Annotated in this window: 21 protein-coding genes; 13 read left to right on the top strand and 8 right to left on the bottom strand. The window is 37.7% G+C overall.

The window, feature by feature from the left end:
* Window positions 1–75: 75 nt before the first annotated feature.
* Entirely contained in the window at window positions 76–1065 is a 990-nt protein-coding gene (locus C4F40_RS09785) for an aldo/keto reductase (protein WP_196939135.1), read from the bottom strand.
* A 321-nt stretch (window positions 1066–1386) separates the two neighbouring features.
* Here C4F40_RS09785 and C4F40_RS09780 point away from each other — a divergent pair, with 321 nt between their 5' ends.
* From C4F40_RS09780 to C4F40_RS09740, 10 genes are all read left to right on the top strand, one after another.
* A complete protein-coding gene (locus C4F40_RS09780; RefSeq protein ID WP_196939134.1) occupies window positions 1387–2265 on the top strand; it encodes a helix-turn-helix domain-containing protein in 879 nt (292 codons plus the stop codon).
* A gap of 74 nt (window positions 2266–2339) precedes the next feature.
* Complete coding sequence (locus C4F40_RS09775; protein ID WP_196939133.1) at window positions 2340–3182, top strand: Rossmann-fold NAD(P)-binding domain-containing protein; 843 nt, start codon at window positions 2340–2342, stop codon at window positions 3180–3182.
* Window positions 3127–3594, top strand: coding sequence for a DUF5367 family protein (locus C4F40_RS09770; protein ID WP_196939132.1), 468 nt, complete (start codon window positions 3127–3129; stop codon window positions 3592–3594). The genes C4F40_RS09775 and C4F40_RS09770 overlap by 56 nt, the downstream gene beginning before the upstream one ends.
* A 12-nt stretch (window positions 3595–3606) precedes the next feature.
* Window positions 3607–4113 carry a hypothetical protein gene (locus C4F40_RS09765; RefSeq protein WP_231389988.1) on the top strand — a complete coding sequence of 169 codons (507 nt, stop codon included), beginning with the start codon at window positions 3607–3609 and terminating at the stop codon, window positions 4111–4113.
* Between the two features lie 987 nt (window positions 4114–5100).
* Complete coding sequence (locus C4F40_RS21575) at window positions 5101–5262, top strand: hypothetical protein (protein ID WP_231389987.1); 162 nt, start codon at window positions 5101–5103, stop codon at window positions 5260–5262.
* Window positions 5256–5705, top strand: coding sequence for a putative polyvalent protein kinase domain-containing protein (locus C4F40_RS09760; protein WP_313785381.1), 450 nt, complete (start codon window positions 5256–5258; stop codon window positions 5703–5705). The genes C4F40_RS21575 and C4F40_RS09760 overlap by 7 nt, the downstream gene beginning before the upstream one ends.
* 114 nt (window positions 5706–5819) lie before the next feature.
* Window positions 5820–6554 carry a helix-turn-helix transcriptional regulator gene (locus tag C4F40_RS09755; RefSeq protein ID WP_196939130.1) on the top strand — a complete coding sequence of 245 codons (735 nt, stop codon included), beginning with the start codon at window positions 5820–5822 and terminating at the stop codon, window positions 6552–6554.
* A gap of 71 nt (window positions 6555–6625) precedes the next feature.
* On the top strand, window positions 6626–7165 hold the full coding sequence (locus tag C4F40_RS09750; protein WP_196939129.1) for a dihydrofolate reductase family protein: 540 nt from the start codon (window positions 6626–6628) through the stop codon (window positions 7163–7165).
* A gap of 532 nt (window positions 7166–7697) precedes the next feature.
* Complete coding sequence (locus tag C4F40_RS09745) at window positions 7698–8336, top strand: type IV toxin-antitoxin system AbiEi family antitoxin domain-containing protein (RefSeq protein WP_196939128.1); 639 nt, start codon at window positions 7698–7700, stop codon at window positions 8334–8336.
* Window positions 8333–9184 (top strand): nucleotidyl transferase AbiEii/AbiGii toxin family protein, encoded by an 852-nt coding sequence (locus C4F40_RS09740; RefSeq protein ID WP_196939127.1) that lies wholly within the window; start codon window positions 8333–8335, stop codon window positions 9182–9184. Before C4F40_RS09745 ends, C4F40_RS09740 begins: the two co-directional genes overlap by 4 nt.
* 176 nt (window positions 9185–9360) lie before the next feature.
* On the opposite strand, the gene C4F40_RS09735 is transcribed toward C4F40_RS09740, so the two are convergent.
* Both C4F40_RS09735 and C4F40_RS09730 read right to left on the bottom strand, forming a co-directional pair.
* Window positions 9361–9714 carry a hypothetical protein gene (locus tag C4F40_RS09735; protein WP_196939126.1) on the bottom strand — a complete coding sequence of 118 codons (354 nt, stop codon included), beginning with the start codon at window positions 9712–9714 and terminating at the stop codon, window positions 9361–9363.
* Window positions 9714–10049, bottom strand: coding sequence for a winged helix-turn-helix transcriptional regulator (locus tag C4F40_RS09730; RefSeq protein ID WP_231389985.1), 336 nt, complete (start codon window positions 10047–10049; stop codon window positions 9714–9716). The genes C4F40_RS09735 and C4F40_RS09730 overlap by 1 nt, the downstream gene beginning before the upstream one ends.
* Window positions 10050–10204: 155 nt before the next feature.
* Between C4F40_RS09730 and C4F40_RS09725 the strand changes: the two genes are divergently transcribed.
* Window positions 10205–11191 (top strand): quinone oxidoreductase family protein, encoded by a 987-nt coding sequence (locus C4F40_RS09725; RefSeq protein ID WP_196939125.1) that lies wholly within the window; start codon window positions 10205–10207, stop codon window positions 11189–11191.
* A gap of 114 nt (window positions 11192–11305) precedes the next feature.
* Here the strand turns inward: C4F40_RS09725 and C4F40_RS09720 are convergent, their stop codons facing one another.
* On the bottom strand, window positions 11306–11986 hold the full coding sequence (locus tag C4F40_RS09720; protein WP_136819998.1) for a YceI family protein: 681 nt from the start codon (window positions 11984–11986) through the stop codon (window positions 11306–11308).
* 145 nt (window positions 11987–12131) lie between these two features.
* On the opposite strand from C4F40_RS09720, the gene C4F40_RS09715 reads away from it, so the two are divergent.
* Together C4F40_RS09715 and C4F40_RS09710 are read left to right on the top strand one after the other, a co-directional pair.
* A complete protein-coding gene (locus tag C4F40_RS09715) occupies window positions 12132–12497 on the top strand; it encodes a winged helix-turn-helix transcriptional regulator (protein ID WP_196939124.1) in 366 nt (121 codons plus the stop codon).
* A 111-nt stretch (window positions 12498–12608) separates the two neighbouring features.
* Window positions 12609–13472, top strand: a complete 864-nt coding sequence (locus tag C4F40_RS09710; RefSeq protein ID WP_196939123.1) for a hypothetical protein — start codon at window positions 12609–12611, stop codon at window positions 13470–13472.
* Between the two features lie 34 nt (window positions 13473–13506).
* On the opposite strand, the gene C4F40_RS09705 is transcribed toward C4F40_RS09710, so the two are convergent.
* From C4F40_RS09705 to C4F40_RS21570, 4 genes are all read right to left on the bottom strand, one after another.
* Window positions 13507–13860 carry a hypothetical protein gene (locus C4F40_RS09705; protein WP_196939122.1) on the bottom strand — a complete coding sequence of 118 codons (354 nt, stop codon included), beginning with the start codon at window positions 13858–13860 and terminating at the stop codon, window positions 13507–13509.
* 138 nt (window positions 13861–13998) lie between these two features.
* Complete coding sequence (locus C4F40_RS09700; RefSeq protein ID WP_196939121.1) at window positions 13999–15456, bottom strand: DUF6794 domain-containing protein; 1458 nt, start codon at window positions 15454–15456, stop codon at window positions 13999–14001.
* Window positions 15457–16015: 559 nt separating this feature from the next.
* Window positions 16016–16564 carry a dihydrofolate reductase family protein gene (locus C4F40_RS09695; protein ID WP_196939120.1) on the bottom strand — a complete coding sequence of 183 codons (549 nt, stop codon included), beginning with the start codon at window positions 16562–16564 and terminating at the stop codon, window positions 16016–16018.
* A gap of 134 nt (window positions 16565–16698) precedes the next feature.
* Window positions 16699–16952 (bottom strand): hypothetical protein (locus C4F40_RS21570; protein WP_231389984.1); only part of this gene is annotated, 254 nt, incomplete at its 5' end.

Below are 16952 nucleotides of genomic sequence, written 5' to 3'. Positions count from 1 at the left end.
TTATATCCAAACGGTTCATCAGCGTATATAGTGCCTAGTCTGATCTTTCTACCTAAGAGGTCACAGACTCCACCATTATGTTGGAATTTGTGCTTTTTCGTAAATAAGACCTTCTGATTTCAGTTCGTTCCAAAAATCGGCAGGTATTTCAGATTTCCAAGCTTTCACATTGCTCTTGATCTGATCGGTTGAACTTGCGCCTGGAATAATAGCCACAAATTCGTCAGAAGCCAATATAAAATGCATTGCTGCGGTAATTATATCGGTATCATATTTCTTGGCGATTTCCGCAATCCTATCACGTTTTTCGGTCATTCCCTTTGGGATTACATCCTTATAATTGTAACGCGCTCTTCCGGCAATAAAACCAGAATTATAGCCAGCTCCGGATACCAGTTTCACGCCAGCTTTTTTAACGGCAGGAAGCAAACGATCCACTGCATCTTCATGTTCCAATATAGAGTATTGTGTAGCCGAAAGGCAGATGTCGGGATCGGCAGCTTCTATACAATCCAGAATCGGTTCAATTTTATTCACACCCATACCCCAAGCTTTAATTACGCCTTCATCACGAAGTTTTGATAACACTTTAAAAGCACCCGCTTTAGCTTGTTTCATATGGTAATCATAGCGATCGCCCACCTGATCTTCAGATAAGTCATGGACGTAAACAATGTCAATATGACCAAGCCCGGTCCGATTTAAACTATCTTCAATAGATTTTTTAACCGCATCAGCGGTGTAAATATGTCTGTAGTCGAAATCTAGCGGATTTTTCCACATCGTTAGCGGCACTTCCGATTTGGAAACCGGTGTAAACAAACGGCCGACTTTGGTAGAAAAGATAAAATCTTCACGGTTTTTGTCTTTCAGAAATTCGCCAAACCTTCGTTCACTTTTTGTAAGTCCGTACCATGGCGAAGTGTCGTAATGCCGGATATCTAGATCCCAGGCTTCCTGCAAAATTTTCTGAGACTGCTCGTCGGTAATATTTTCAAAAGCCGTACCGATCGGTACCCCTCCAAGTCCTAGTTTGTGTTCTTGTTTTAAAATCTTATCACTCATTTTTTTATATTTTTAGTTTGCTGATGATCTTGCGTCTTGTTAGCATAACAATACATAAGCAAAACTGTTTAAAACCCGATTAAAGTGCTTACCAGCTTGGCACAGCTTTCCTATGCCAAGCTGTGCCAAGCTGGTAAGCACAAAAGGATGAGTTTGCTGAAGACTTGCTATACTATAAAATTTACTATTTTTACAAGAGGCGCTTAAGTAAATCGCCGTAGTAATGTTTGGCGACACACGGTTGCGGCAAAAAGAAGTTCGTGACAAACTGACTAAGCCTAATCGTTAGCAATCAATTGGACTAATATAACACTCATTTAAATGACAACCGATATTGTAGAAATAAACAACTTTATTGTTTTAATAGAGCAATCTAATGCCCAGAAGGATATTGTACAGAGATGTGCAATAGATGGAGATGCTGTAGGATTTGCTTTTTATAGTTCTGGCAATGTAGAACTGGAAATAAAACACCAGGATCAAACTAAAATAGTAACAAACACAACTGGAACCGCCATTTCTTTTTTTGGAAATGATAAAGTAGAATTTGCGCATAAAATAGGTCCAGAGAAACCGCTTCAATCTATTAGTGTTTTTTCAAAACTTAAACACCTAAATACATTACCTAAGGATGAACAGGAAATTTTTAGAGAATTTTTGCCCGAATTAATTAATCCAAAGGAAGATTTTGTAGAAGGTCCAAGCTTTTACATGACCCCTGATATGCAAAAAGCTGTTTGCAAGATCATGTCAACTAAATACAAAGGAATCACCAGACAGATGTTCTTAAAGAGTCAGGTAAATGAGTTGCTTTCACATTTTTTTGCTTTCCTTGGCACTGACAAGAACGAACGTCTATCTAATGAAGATAGAACAAAACTCTTTTTGGCGAAAGAAATTATGGAGCAGAATATATCCAGCCCACCGTCATTAAGTGAATTATCGAAGCTCATAGGTCTCAACAACAATAAACTAAAGAAAAACTTCAAAGAGCTTTTTGGCGTTCCCGTTTTTAAATTTTTGCAGGAAGAACGTTTAAATAAAGCATACGAAATGTTAAGCACGAGTAGCGAAGGCGTTCAAGACGTGGCGTGGCATGTAGGGTATGATAGTTTAAGCTCATTTTCCAATGCATTTCAAAGTAAATTTGGTGTTAGACCCAATGAAATCAGACAACAATTCCTTTCAAACAAATCTTAATCCTTTTCAAACAAATTAAAAATAAATAGCCATCGCACCTTTGTATCATTATCAATTCACAAAAAGAGTTTATCATGGAACAGAGTAAAATTTTAGTCCTCGGCGGAAAAGGAAAAACAGGAAGTAGAGTTGTTGAACGATTACGCAACTTGGGATATACCAATATCCGCATTGGTTCACGGAGTGCAATTCCGGCTTTTGATTGGGAAAACCAAGGCAGTTGGTCTGAAGTGGTAAAAGACGTAGACACTGTCTATATCACCTTTCAGCCCGACTTGGCCATTCCGTCGGCAGTAGATATCATTAAAAGGTTTACACGTCTTGCTACCGATAATGGCGTAAGAAAAATGGTTCTGCTGTCTGGTAGGGGTGAGAGAGAAGCCCAACTATGCGAACAGGTGGTTATGGAAACAGCCCAAAAATGGACGATCATAAGAGCAAGTTGGTTCAATCAAAATTTTAGCGAAAGTGTATTTCTCGACCCAATTCTCTCTGGACACGTGGCCTTGCCCAGAGCGGAAGCATTAGAACCTTTTACAGATGCTAACGACATAGCTGATGTCGTAGTACAGGCTATTATAGATGATAAACATCACGGTCAGATCTATGAATTGACAGGCCCCAGACTTATGACTATACCCCAGGCCGTTGCCGAAATAGCTGATGCCTGTGGTAAAAATATTCAATTTCATCCCCTTACTTTGGAAGAATACGTGCAGCATCTAAGAAATTTTAAGTTACCTGAAGACTTTATATGGTTGGTTAACTACCTTTTCGAAGAAGTATTAGACGGAAGAAATTCAACAGTATCCTCTGATATTGAAAAAGTACTAGGGAGAAAAGCCACTGACTTTTCGGAATATGCAAAAACAACTGCCGCAACAGGTGTGTGGAATAGCGCTACCCAAGGCGTTTGAGATTAATGATTTCTTAAAAAAACTTCAAATGAAATATTTTCGAGCAATTTCCATCGGTGCAATGGTTTGGGGATTATTATTTATCTCGTTCGCAATATTGGGAATCGTCCCTTTAATAAAAGATTCCTTATATTTACAGGCATCAGCTGTAGGTATTTTGATCGTACCTTTTACCATATTTGGAGCATCTATTTTTTACAAGAATGGCAACAAAGAAAGAGGTATAACCGTAGGAGTCATTATGGCACTCACAGCCTTGTCTCTAGATGCCTTGATTACGGTTCCGTTCATAGAAATACCTAAAGGGGGAAGTTATCAAAGTTTTTATTCCTTCCCTCTCCTTTGGCTCCTTGCCTTAATAAATATTACAACAGTATATTTGTATTGGAAACTAAAAATCAAGAGAATTTAAAGTTGGAAAAAGATGTCAATAAAAAAGACTATTTTAGTGCAAATTGGAGAAACGATGAAAGTACTAGCTCTACTACTATGGACACCAATACTATGTATTTTACACAGTAATGCTTTTTCTCAAGTTATCGTCAATAAGACAGAATCATATATCAGTAGGCTCAATAAAGGGACGGTGTACGAAATGGGAGCAGCTCGGCTCACCGATGGCGATATTTTATTTTTTTATCATACAGCCACAGAAGAGAAATTGGATTTCGCAGAGATATTACTTTCCGACCAATCTGATTTCGACAAGCTATACGATATTATACTAGACGGCTTTAATACAAAGGACGAAAGGCAGGTTAAAGTTGATTTAGGGGATAGTTTTCTTTATCTCTATTATACGCCAATGCTTTTTAGTAGTCCCTATCTCCATATCACACATGGTTACAAGTCATCGCCCTACGTTACAAAGAGATCGCAGCAATTATCATTAAAAGATGTCAAAAAAGCCTTTGGGAAATCACCATCTTAGTGTTATAACACACTTACTACCCCTGTAGAATATGTTATGGCGGTATCCTTTGTCGCTGTGCTGTTCTAATTTTCTGTTATTTTTATAATAAGCGTTTAATTTATTTTTATCAAGCAATGTAGAGTGGGAATGGCAGCGATGAATGCAACTGACGCAGTTAACTACATAAGTTAGCGGTTACCTATAATGGCAGGTAAGATTGCAGTCTCTTTTCTGGTAGTAAGAAATCAGAAGATTTGTTTCTTGTTCGCAAATCGCAAACAGCGAACAGTAGGTCTCCCTATTTGCTGTCAAATGTTTTAATTACCGTTAAATTGATCGATGCGTAGATGAGAGTTGTCGAAATCATCGGTGTTAAGTAATTTGGTTTATTCCTATAAAGTTAACAAACGGGCGTTTAAAAAGCAACATGCGAACACCCATCAAACAAAAAATCCTAAAGCGGGGAGCTTCAGGATTTTTAACTAACCAATTATTAACCTAAATTATGATACTAATATCGTATCAAACAAAATGCCAATATTTATAACCCATAGCTGGTTTAACAAAACTTAACAACCTCAAAACGGTTCTCCCTTTTTTTACCTATGCTAGGAGCAGCGCCGACCGCCAGATACTACCCATTACAATAACTCAATGTATTATTTTGCACCACTTACCGTAGATGTCGGCGGGGTACGTCTGCCGCTGTTTCCGCCTGCGCTTACTACATTTTCTGATATACCTATTCCCCCTTTACGGTTTCCCGTATAGCGCGGGTCCGTTAGCAGAGTGCCTTTAGTAGCGATCACAAGTTGTTATATACTACATGTTTTATGAAAGCAGAACAATGATTACAACGATAGCTTCTGGATGTCTAAAGGCTGTAGACCGAGATAAGAATATGATAAGAAATCAGCTAGGCAATACTCCAATTCGAATTGTTGGCTTTTGAAATACCTCCTTTAATTTGTATATTTGTCTGTGCACAATTAATATAAATGAGATATGTTAAATCAGAATTACAAAATATCATTTATTGAAATGGACAGATTGGCGATCAAAGCCAACTCCGAAAAATCCAAAATTTCCTTAGAGGCTATGCGTGCTCAGGTCAAGGATCTGAAAAACAAGAGCGTCTCAAAAGTGAAGAAGAAAAGCTTATCGTAGCTGCGGAGAAATCCAATTTTTTCTATGCTCAGGATATAGACGAAAGCTTATTTATTAGTGAAGGTGCGGAGCAAAGAGTGTATCGTCACGACGGATATTCTGTGATCAAATTGAATTCAGGTATTTTTTACGAATTCTGGTTTGATTATTTTAATAGCATTCTTATTCACAATTATTTCTTCTCCTCAACATCTTACGAATTTTTGGGATTTAGATTTTATAATGACAGCTTGGTCGCTGTTGTTAAGCAGGATTTTATTTTGTCCGACGAAGTCACAGATTTAGCTCTTCTAAAACAGTTTATGGTATATAATACATTCAGTAATGTTCGAAATAACGATTACGAGAGCAAACTGTATGGAATTATTCTTGAAGACCTACATGATGAAAATGTTCTTTTTAAGATGGGGTATTCTACTTCATTGATACAGTGTTCTATTTAAGTAAGAACTTTTAAATCTCCCTTTTTACCTATGCTGCCAGCAGCGCCGACCTTCATAATACCACCCATTTCTATAAGCACGGTAGTGTTCATTGTAGAAACGCGTAAAAAATAAATGGAGTACAAAAAGACAGAACCTTGCAAAGACTTAAAACCCTTAATTCATTTTTATTGGGAATTAAAGGGGAACAAACTTGAAGGACAATGGGAACGTGTTTTTCCAGACGGCTGTGCGGGTATATTGATGAATTTGGGAGTTACTTGTTTGACAGATAACGGCTTACTTTCCCTGGAGTTTGGAAAAACGTATATAGTTGGTGCGATGACTTCATTCAAAGAAAGTTTTATTGATAGTGATACGCACTTGTTGGGCGTTTGCCTCAAACCCGCAACTTTTGCAAATTTCTATCATTATGCTTCACAAAATGAATTGACGAACGATACCGTGGAATTCGAAAAATCCAATTCATTTAATGTCGATAAAATCCTTGACACACCATTCGATTATCTTAATCGATTTCTTTCCGACAGAATAAAAATGAAAAATAGCCCCTTGCAATCGGTTATTCAGGATATTCATTCTACAAACGGACAAATCAGTATTTATGAACTGTCAAAACGGAATTTTACAACAGTAAGGCAATTAGAGCGGAATTTCAAAAAGTTTGTCGGCCTATCCCCGAAAGAATATTCAAATATCATTCGCTTTCAAAATGCTTTAAATATCATCAAAAATTCAGATGAAAATCGAAGTTTTTTAGATATCGCTTTTGAATGTGGCTATTATGACCATTCGCATCTTACTAATGAAATCAAACGTAATACGGGACTTTCGCCCTCGCAACTTTAAATTGTCGCATTTTTCCAAAGTGAAAACTGCCGTTGAAAGCTAACTTTGCAGAAACATTAATTTTAAAACAAATGCGAAAAATATCACTTTTCATTGCAATGAGTGTAGACGGCTACATTGCAAAACCTAATGACGACCTTACTTTCTTAAAACTCGTTGAAAAAGCAGGAGAAGACTATGGCTATGGAGAATTTACCGACAACATTGACACCTTGATTGTTGGCAGAAGAACCTATGATTATGTGCTTAAAAACGTCGGTTCATCTCATTACGACAACGGACAACGAGATGTGTATGTCCTTACAAGAACGGAAAGGCCGCAAGTAGGTAGAACGACTTTCTATACTGGAGACTTGGCTGAATTGGTGAGACGACTGAAATCTGAAAAAGGTAAAAATATTTATTGCGACGGTGGAGCGGAGGTAATAAATGAACTTTTAAAGTTCGACTTAATAGACGAGTTTATAATTTCGATCGTACCCGTTTTATTAGGTAGTGGAACAAGACTTTTCAAAGACGACAGACCCGAGCAAACACTTGACTTTATCAAAGTCAAAACGTTTGAAACAGGATTGACACAACTGCATTACAAGCGAACACCTTTCATCTAAGATAATTAGATTCTTGTTGAAGAGCAATAATGCATGCGAACTATCCAAAATAGACCAAAACACACGACGGGGGTCAGCATGCTCCAGTATCAAACAAAAAAATCCTGAAGCGGGGAGCTTCAGGATTTTTAACTAACCAATTATTAACCTAAATTATGAATACTAATATTGTCGCAAACACAATGCCAATCTTGCAACCGATAGCTATTTAATAAAAACTTAACAGCGGCAAATCGCCTGCCGTTTTTACCTATGCTGCCAGGAGCGTCCACCGCCAGATAGTACCCGTTTACAATAACTTTCTGTCTTATTTTTTGCACCGCATACCGAAGATGTCAGTACGGTACTTCCGCCCGTGCTTCCTCCATTTCCCGAACACCTCTAGGAAGCCACTAACCAAGGCCGTTGTTTTTTTTGCTAAGCAGAAGGCGATGGGATGTAATTGCTCCACGTAACGAAGTAATAATATGATTTTGTAAAATATTTTAAGTAAAATCGGATATTTTCCGATTATTTATTGTTATTTTTACATATGAGTTTTGGTGAATTAGTAGAAAACTATGCTGAGGAACCCCTTACTAGACAAATAATCTTATCATTATTAAAAGATTATAAACGCCCTAATGACAAGATAGGGGAATTGGTAAAGGAAGGTCTACTGACGACTATAAAGAAAGGATTGTATGTGCCGGGTCCGAAGAGTAAAACCAAAAAGCCAGAAGCATTTCTTATAGCAAACCATTTATGGGGGCCGAGCTATGTTTCGTTAGAAACCGCCTTATCTTACCATGGATTGATTCCCGAACGCGTATATGAAATTAGTTCTGTTACTGTTAAGGCATCAAAAACTGTTAATACGAAAGTTGGACGTTTTACCTACAGACAAGCATCGCTTCCATATTACTTTTTTGGCCTTGAAAGTATAAAACTTACTCCAAGACAGGTCGTTTTGATGGCTTCTCCAGAGAAGGCACTGTGTGACAAAATTGTGATGACTTCAGGTGTACATCTGCGAAGCATTGTTCAGGTGCGATCGTTTCTTATAGACGACCTTCGTATTGATATTGATCGATTGAGAGCTTTGGATATTGATGGTATCGATAGTTGGATTGAAGCTGCTCCCAAAGCTTCTAGTTTAAAAATGTTAACAAAGACGCTTAGCGAACTATGATAAAAGATTGGTTAAAGGAATACAATCCACAAAGTAATCAGGAAGCTTTTGATGCAATGAGAGAAATAATGCAAGAAATTGCATTAGCAGGGTTAAATAGATCTGGTTTTTTTGAAAAAGCTGCATTCTATGGAGGGACTGCACTTCGTGTTTTTTATGGGTTAGAGCGGTTTTCAGAACACCTGGATTTTTCACTATTAGAATCAAATGCTGATTTTTCACTTGAACCCTATTTCGAGTCCATTAAGTCAGAATTTGCTGCCTTAGGAATCACTGTAAATATTAAAGAGAAAAATAAATCGATAGAATCTAATGTTGAATCTGCATTTTTAAAATCAGATACCGTTTGGAGAGAATTGGTGCTGGAAGATATAGCACCCCAGCTAGGAGTTGGAACGATGCCTAATATGAAAATAAAGATTGAAGTCGACAGAAAGCCACCTCTCGGATTTGAAACGGAGGAGAAATTGCTTCTTCGACCATTCTCTTTTTATGTGAAGACATTTACAAAAGAAAGTCTTTTTGCTGGAAAAATGCATGCCCTATTATTTCGAAAATGGAAAAACCGTGTCAAAGGAAGGGATTGGTTTGATCTGGAATGGTACATTAAAAAAGGAATTGCTTTGGATTTAAAACATTTTCTCCTTCGGGCAAAAGATACCAATGACTGGAATAGAGATGATATTTCTGAAATTGAAGTCCTTGATTTACTTACACAAAAGATAAATGGAATTAGTGTGCAGCATATTAAAGACGATGTTGTTCGGTTTATACCCAATGATGATGCGCTTGATATTTGGAGTCAAAAATATTTTTTAGATCTTATTCAAAGATTGAAATTCAGCTAAACAAGAAATGGGTTTGTTTCTCAAGCTGGAGGGTGTTGTCACAAAAAAATCCTGAAGCGGGGAGCTTCAGGATTTTTAACTAACCAATTATTAACCTAAATTATGAATAATAATATCGTCGCAAACAAAATGCCAAAATTTATAACCCATAGCTGGTTTAACAAAACTTAACAACCTCAAAACCGTTCTCCCTTTTTACCTATGCAGGAGCAGCGCCGACCGCCAGATACTACCCATTTACAATAACTCAGTGTATTATTTTTGCACCACTTACCGTAGGTGTCGGCGTGACCTCTATATCGAGGCACCGGAAAGATTTGTTCCGCAGAGTTTCCTTCAGTCGGTTCCGACGTCAGCAGGGGCCATTCTGAGCAATTCCATAGCCATTCATTTCCGTTTGTCAAGGTAATGTTTGCATTTTGGATTAGCTTTTCGATTGCTTCTTCTTTACTCGCTTTATAAGTTTCGAATCCTAAAAGCGGCAAAGAATTTCCATCGTTCAACGTAATATCCCCAGGCTTTAATTTCACTACTTTCTTGATGCCGAGATCTCTTTCCTGATTTTTTCACGGTGTTCTTTTCCCCATTCCCCTATAGCGTCTATAAGAGGTTGTAATGACTTCCCATATTCAGTCAACTCATATTCAACTGTTATAGGTTTGGTGTTGAGCTGCGTTCTGCTGATCAAACCATTCAATTCTAACTTGCTCAATTCTTTAGAAAGCATTTTGGGGCCGATCCCTTCAACCATGCGCTGCAATTCGAGATAGCGTTTTTTACCGGAGGCAAGGGCTGCTATCAGTAGTACGCTCCATTTACCCTCCAAAACATAAAGTGCATCCTTCACAGAATTGAAATGTTGCATACATTCATTTGATATTTTTCCGTTGACCAGTTTTTCTCCCATACTCCAAATTTACAAAAACTTTCCTCGAGGGAAGTGCTTCCCCCTATGAAAGTGATACTGCATATATGTATGATACGCGGTAATATTGTATCAGAAATTTATAATACAATATTATGAAACACGATCATAAAACAACAGGTTTTGTACAAATAAAGACAACTGGGGCGCCGGAAGTATTGGAATACCAACACGGAGACTTACTGCGTCCCAAAATAAATGAAGTACAGATTGTTCAGCAGTCCATTGGCGTAAACTTTTTCGATATTTACTACAGAAACGGTTCTTTTCCCGTAGAAAATTACCCGGTCATTATTGGATTTGAAGCTGCAGGTATAGTAAAAGAGATAGGTCCTGAGGTTGTCGATTATAAAGTGGGCGATCATGTTGCCTATTATAAAACATTTGGTGCTTATACCGAAAGCAGAAATATCGATCAACATGAGATATTCAAGCTACCTAGTGAAATTCCATTTGACTTAGCGGCTTCGGTCATGATAAAAGGGCTTACGGCTCATATGTTGCTGAAACAAAGTCATGCATTAAAACCTGCTGAAGTCGTTTTGATTCATGGTGTGACCGGAGGTGTGGGCAGTATTTTAAGTCAGTGGGCGAAAGCTCTGGGAGCAACTGTTATCGGAACAGTAGGAAGTGAAGCGAAAAAGAAGATTGCGGTAAAACGAGGTTTTACACAGGTGATTGATTTAAGTTCAGAAGATTTGGTAACGGCTGTTCATTCATATACCAATGGAAAAGGTATAGATGTTTTTTATGATGGTATCGGTAAAGCCACTTTCGAAACATCCCTATCTATATTAAAAGATGGTGGTAGCGCCGTTTTGTATGGATGGTCTTCTGGGATGCCCGAGATTGATAAAGAGCTGATTGACAGCAGAAATATCAAATTTGCGTTTGATGCGCTGAATAACTACCCGTTATACCAGGACAAAAGCGGTAAAGGATTAACGGAGATATTTGATCTGTTGACGAATGGCAAGATTATTTTGGAGGCCCCTCTTGTTTATCCATTGCGCCACGCAGCCCATGCTCATTCCGATATAGAATCCAGAAAAACGACAGGCAGTGTGATATTGAAACCGTAGTTTCGCTGTATAAGCACAAAAATCTAACGAAGAAGCGGGCATGTTAAGATGCCCGCCTCTCTGCTTTCACGTAGATGGTATTTCGCATTGAAGCTACCTAGTGAACAGCGATATTTATTTTTTTGCGGTGATATCAAATTCCAAGTCCACCTCTTGTGAAATCATCCAATCCTTAGGATCGCCATCCGTTCCGTAAGTAAGGCCCCAATCCTGTCTATTAATGGTGAATTTCGATTGTACAATTACTTCGTTTTCATTGATGGATACTTTCGCTGGGAAAGATATATTTACCGTTTTTTCCTTAATTGTTAGATTACCACTAATAACGTTTGTTGCATCCGCCAGTACACTTTGATCTTTTGCAGGATCAAAAGATCTTACAGAGGTGATTTCCAATTTCGATGTAGGATATTTTTCAACTTCGAAAAAGTCTTCGTTTTTTAAGTGTCCATCTAAATCAGCAGCTGTCTTTCCGTCTGTTTTCGCTACATCTACAGCAGCATCATCCGTGCGCAAAGAATTCATGTCGATGGTAAATTTGCCACTTGCAATCACATCATTTTCCAGTGTCAGGATTCCTTCACTTTCCAGTGTTCCAAACCGCGGATCGAAACCACCTTTATGGTATGCTTTCCATTTTATAGAGCTGTTCGCACGATCAAGCTGGAATACGGTGCCTTTTTCCGTCGCAACCTCTTGCGCTGTTGATGTCTGTACTTTGTCTGTGTTGGAATTACCTCCACAAGCCGCCAATGCTAACGCGGCAACGATTGTTAAAGCTGATAGTTTTCTCATTTTTTTATTTAACTGTTATTGATGTCTAAATAGCGCTGCAAAGGTAATATAAGGTCGGTTTAAAAAATGCATTACTTACCAATTGGAAACTAGTTTCCAATTGGTAAGTAGTTTTCGTTTGTTTATTTTTGAAAAAAACTCCAGCATGTTAAAGAGGAAAACGGTTACGAAGACCTTAGAATGTAAGGTTAGAATAACGGCAATAACAGACACAATGCAAGTCTTGTCAGGTAAATGGAAAATTCATATTCTCGGAACGCTTTTGCAAGGTGGGAAAATGCGATTTATGGATCTTTTACGAGAGATTGATGGTATTGCTGCCAAAATGCTTTCCAAAGAATTACAAGATTTAGAAATGAACCAGCTTGTAACGAGGACCGTCGTCGACACAAAACCAATAACGGTCGAATACGAAGTCACGGAATATGGAAAAACGATGGAACCGATCATAGATGAAATCGCAAATTGGGGTGTTTTCTATAGAAACAGATTACATGGCAAGACCGATTAATAAGGCAAGCTGTAACCGGATCGCTTATCACAGATTGTGATAAGCTCATTCCAGTGGAATTACCGGATTTTAGCTATTGCATTATTTTTATATTTTCATTTATTTTGAGCGATGAAGAGATTTTACATACTATTCTCCATGCTGGTGTCTTTCGCGACGTATGCACAACTGGATACACCAGCCGCTTATCAGGTCTATGAGGGATATAACTTATGGAACAAGCAGAAAGGAGATACAGCTTATGTTTTTGCAGATGTCGCGTATATTCGAGACTATCCCGATACGGATGGCAATCTTTTAGATTCATTAACGCACGGAACCATGCTACTCATAACAAGTGATGGCTATAACGAACGTACTATTCGAGGGTATGAAGCCCCTTGGCACGAGGTTCAATATGAAAAAAATGGGCACATAAAAAAAGGATTTATCTGGCTGGGGTTGCTCGCTTTAGGACGTCAAATCGACGATCAAGGTAACCAGTTCATCCACGGGTTATTACGCTACGAGAAGCCTTCGGAATATGGTGGGAACGCGTATATCTGCGAAGTGAAGTATTTGACCCCAGATAACAAGTTAATGGGCAGAAGTCATTACCCTGTCTATAGGAATGGTCAAACATATACAGAAAGCAAACTTTTGCCAGATATGGGGTTGGAAGGTCTACGGTATATTCACCGGGTTGGTTTCTATGGTGAGGCATGTGGAATTCCTACCACACACTATTATCTTGGATGGAACGGTGAAAATTTTGTCGATATGTTTTCTAAAAGTTCAGTGAGTGATGCCGGCGTAAGCTATTATGAAGAGAAGATACTGTTTCCTATAGAGCATCACTTAGAAGCTGGACTAATCATTAAAGATATTGTGCAGGGAGAGATCATCGATTATGAAGCGGAGGAGTTGCAATATTCGGAGACTAAACATCGACAGAATTATTCTTGGGATGGTAAGCGCATTCGTCTGAAAGAATAAACAACTAAACAAAACCCTCATATGGCAACAGCCATTAGTTTTCTGCCGTCGTCTCTGTCTGAATAATTGTGTATCTGTCGGGCTTCATTTTCTTTGTGATTCTTCTATCAACAAGGTCTGTTAAACTTCTGTATTTAAATATCTCTTCTGTTTTATTTCTTTTAATTTTAAAACTTATGGAATAGACCTGTTCTTTATCAATACAGCAAGATTTTCCTACCCCCCAGAATGCAGTTGGGGTAAAATCAACTAGTAAACTGTCAAGGTTATTACCGTTCCCATCTATAACTATTGGTCTTGTGTAGGTTTTATCGAATATCCATTGGTTTATATAACCAATTCCATTCGTGTCAACCGTCAAAATATTTTCTTTTATATCAGCTAACACCAAGTCTATTTTACCCGAATAATTAGCGGGAACTATGACTGTCGACGTTGGCGAGTATAGCATATAGTAAATATGCGCGAAACCTATCGTTGTTGTTAAAAAGAATATCGTTAAGAACAAGATCGACGGAAATAAAAGTTACCGTTTTTTCATAATTGGCACGTGTAAATTCCTGATTGATGTTTTCGGTACATTGTTTTTTTCCCAAGCCTCTGCAATATCAGTTTCGCCGTTGAGCCAACTGATGTAGTTGTCCAAGATAACGGAAGATATGCTGTCAGGATCACTGTATCCTCTCTTTATAAAATATTGTTGAAGACGTGATGCTCCCCAGAGCCCCCAGTTATTTCGGATCCACATCCCTAATCCCATATGGTAATTTATTCCTGCGGACGATTTGAGTTTTTCTAGATCAACAGGTTTTAAGATTATATTTAGCTGCGAGAAGCATTCCTCCAAATTTTTTGGAATATATACATCACCTATAGAATCAGCAATTAAGTTAGCCTGTTTTATTTTTTCTTGTTCTATCCTTTCCGTGGTACGCTCTTTTTTTGCCATTGATTCATCGACATTCCTATACGTGCCAAAGAAGTATTTGAAGTATTCTTTTCCGATTTCTTTTTTCACGAAATCAGATTTGAATATGTTCGATTTGAAATAATCTGCGATCAGATTTTTATTCAAAGGCGATTCCGCCGTTAGTTGCTCTATTTCAAATGTGCCATCTTGACCGAGTAATCCCGTTACGCTTACATTATACTCTTTGAATACATTTCTTTTGGAAGAGTCTAAATGAATATATCTCATGTTCAATAGGTCAGCTATTTCCTCAGATACTTTTTTATCCGATCTCTGGTTCAAAAAATCGTTAATTTGGATATATGTTTTGTCATGGCGTACGATTTCAACCTGATCTTTAGGTTGATCCTTTATCGCATTATAAAAAGAAGAAAAAGGGCCCCTTCCGATAATTTGCCCTGTTTTAAGATCTAATACGGTGGTGTTTTTTTTAGAATCCGTGCAATACAGCGTATCGTTTTTAATAAGCACAGGTTGTTTGCGCAATAATAATTCTTCGGCAACGTAATTTTCATCAAGTGTCTGTTTTGATAGATTATCGCCCTCCGTTATTTTTACAGGATTGATAGTCTCATTATAACTACTATAAAACAAACTGCATTCGGTTATAGCCGAGTTACATCCGGTAAATTCGTCTAATGTATATGCTTTTTTTAATTTCCCTTTATGGTAGAGGGTCACATGTTTGTGTTCATCATCCTCTAAAAAGCTTTTTGCGACGAGATAGACGATATTCAATCCATCGTTTGATATGGCTAAGTAGCTATTTGGATTGTTCGGGAGGATGTCAAACGATCGCGGTATCACATATAGTATTTTGTCATTTTTGTAAATGATGGATCTCCCTCTCGTAGTTGGGAATTGGTCATCATAAGACATGCTTACAATTTTAAATATCCTGTTTTGGGAATTGACGGTTCCTATTTGTAGGGTCCCATTAGAAAAACCGTATTGCGCAAGGCACGCATTTATGGAAATTAGGTAAGAAAGAATGCTGAGGTAGTAGAATTTCATGAGTTATTTTTATTAGATTTCATCCCCAAACATTTATCTACATCGCTTCGGTGGTCCCGAAGTCCTATAAACTCTTATACCAAGTCTAGGATAGCTTTCTTCCTCTATATATTCTTGCGGAATATTCTCATGATATGCTGTTGTGTCATTCATCGGGTTTATAGTTAATAACTGTTCCACTAATATAAAGTTGTTTTTCGATAAATGCAACTGACATAGTTAAGTACATGCGGTAAATTTGAAATTATTTCAAACTTAGATCGATTTGCACAGATGCAAATTGATCGCTCTCTCCTCAGCCTTTGAGAATTTATTTATAGAGGAAACCATCATGGTTTTATTCAGACCATACTACCATACTAAGGGATGAATAAACCTGATAGCTTCATCGTTGTTAAAGAACAATTATTCGGATGAAATATATTTATCGGATAGGAGGGGGCTTCACGGGAAACCCTACAGTAGATAGGACTGTTTCATATTGAGGTCAGTTAAATTAAGGATAAACCGTTTTGCCACGATTTTGACTTTACCTTGTTAGCTAGCCGTTCGAAATGTTTTATGATATTGGTTCATAATAAAGGATAACAGCGCCACCGCTAAACGTTTTGGTCTTTATGAGTTTAAGCGTAATTTTTTGGCTGATGTTTTTAAATAACGGCAAACCGCTTCCTGCGATAACAGGGTGAATACAAAGTTGATATTCGTCTATTAAATTAAGTTTCGTCAAAGCTACAATCAAGCTCGGACTGCACACAAAAACCGGTGCACCCGATTGTTGTTTGAGTTCTAAAACTTCTTTCTCCAGGTCTTGACTAGCTAATTTTGCACTTTTCCAATCTACATTTTGCAAGGTACGGGAAAAAACAATCTTCGGAGTATTATCTATTGCGACTGCAAAGTCATCCATTGCTTTATCGCCTGTAGGATTTTCCAGCACGGTTCGCCAAAATTCCATAAGCTGGTAGGTTATCCTGCCATATAAAGCGGTATCAGCGCTTCTCAACAAATCAGCGTAATGTTGATGTACTTCTTCGTCGGGCACACCTGAGGTGTGGTCACAAAACCCGTCAAGCGTCATATTCATTGCTGCAATTACTTTTTTCATATTTTCTTTTTTTACTCTGTTTTTCTTATTAGTATTATACTTTATATTATTAGTAAACAATAATCTAAATTGTTTTACTTTAGATAGATTATCAGAGTTTTGATAATAGCGCCTGAGACTAGATTATTTGATCTCTATCCAAGCCCATTCACGTAAAGATCAAATAAAGCTTTCGAAGTAAGATTTACCTTAATATTCCAATAATAACTACAGCCATCCAAAACAATTTTTTTATCCGTTTTCCACGTTGTATCATCAGATGCTTTGTGAAATATCTTATCAGTGAAATCACGGACTGCTTTCTTCTCCCACAAGCAATTAACAAAAATTATCTTATCTCCGTTTGCGTCAATATATCCAAAATACCGCCTTTTATATTTATTAAGTT

The organism is Sphingobacterium pedocola (assembly GCF_015209965.1).
GTDB classification, from domain to species: domain Bacteria; phylum Bacteroidota; class Bacteroidia; order Sphingobacteriales; family Sphingobacteriaceae; genus Sphingobacterium; species Sphingobacterium pedocola.
The sequence above is the reverse complement of the archived record's forward strand: the minus strand, read 5'-3'. Positions and strand labels throughout refer to the sequence as shown.

What these genes read in the sequence shown, in the direction of transcription:
- C4F40_RS09785 (WP_196939135.1), bottom strand. Translation starts at nt 1,065, where the DNA reads ATGAGTGATAAGATTTTAAAACAAGAACACAAACTAGGACTTGGAGGG.
- C4F40_RS09780 (WP_196939134.1), top strand. Translation starts at nt 1,387, where the DNA reads ATGACAACCGATATTGTAGAAATAAACAACTTTATTGTTTTAATAGAG.
- C4F40_RS09775 (WP_196939133.1), top strand. Translation starts at nt 2,340, where the DNA reads ATGGAACAGAGTAAAATTTTAGTCCTCGGCGGAAAAGGAAAAACAGGA.
- C4F40_RS09770 (WP_196939132.1), top strand. Translation starts at nt 3,127, where the DNA reads ATGCAAAAACAACTGCCGCAACAGGTGTGTGGAATAGCGCTACCCAAG.
- C4F40_RS09765 (WP_231389988.1), top strand. Translation starts at nt 3,607, where the DNA reads ATGTCAATAAAAAAGACTATTTTAGTGCAAATTGGAGAAACGATGAAA.
- C4F40_RS21575 (WP_231389987.1), top strand. Translation starts at nt 5,101, where the DNA reads ATGTTAAATCAGAATTACAAAATATCATTTATTGAAATGGACAGATTG.
- C4F40_RS09755 (WP_196939130.1), top strand. Translation starts at nt 5,820, where the DNA reads ATGGAGTACAAAAAGACAGAACCTTGCAAAGACTTAAAACCCTTAATT.
- C4F40_RS09750 (WP_196939129.1), top strand. Translation starts at nt 6,626, where the DNA reads ATGCGAAAAATATCACTTTTCATTGCAATGAGTGTAGACGGCTACATT.
- C4F40_RS09745 (WP_196939128.1), top strand. Translation starts at nt 7,698, where the DNA reads ATGAGTTTTGGTGAATTAGTAGAAAACTATGCTGAGGAACCCCTTACT.
- C4F40_RS09740 (WP_196939127.1), top strand. Translation starts at nt 8,333, where the DNA reads ATGATAAAAGATTGGTTAAAGGAATACAATCCACAAAGTAATCAGGAA.
- C4F40_RS09730 (WP_231389985.1), bottom strand. Translation starts at nt 10,049, where the DNA reads ATGCAACATTTCAATTCTGTGAAGGATGCACTTTATGTTTTGGAGGGT.
- C4F40_RS09725 (WP_196939125.1), top strand. Translation starts at nt 10,205, where the DNA reads ATGAAACACGATCATAAAACAACAGGTTTTGTACAAATAAAGACAACT.
- C4F40_RS09720 (WP_136819998.1), bottom strand. Translation starts at nt 11,986, where the DNA reads ATGAGAAAACTATCAGCTTTAACAATCGTTGCCGCGTTAGCATTGGCG.
- C4F40_RS09715 (WP_196939124.1), top strand. Translation starts at nt 12,132, where the DNA reads ATGTTAAAGAGGAAAACGGTTACGAAGACCTTAGAATGTAAGGTTAGA.
- C4F40_RS09710 (WP_196939123.1), top strand. Translation starts at nt 12,609, where the DNA reads ATGAAGAGATTTTACATACTATTCTCCATGCTGGTGTCTTTCGCGACG.
- C4F40_RS09700 (WP_196939121.1), bottom strand. Translation starts at nt 15,456, where the DNA reads ATGAAATTCTACTACCTCAGCATTCTTTCTTACCTAATTTCCATAAAT.
- C4F40_RS09695 (WP_196939120.1), bottom strand. Translation starts at nt 16,564, where the DNA reads ATGAAAAAAGTAATTGCAGCAATGAATATGACGCTTGACGGGTTTTGT.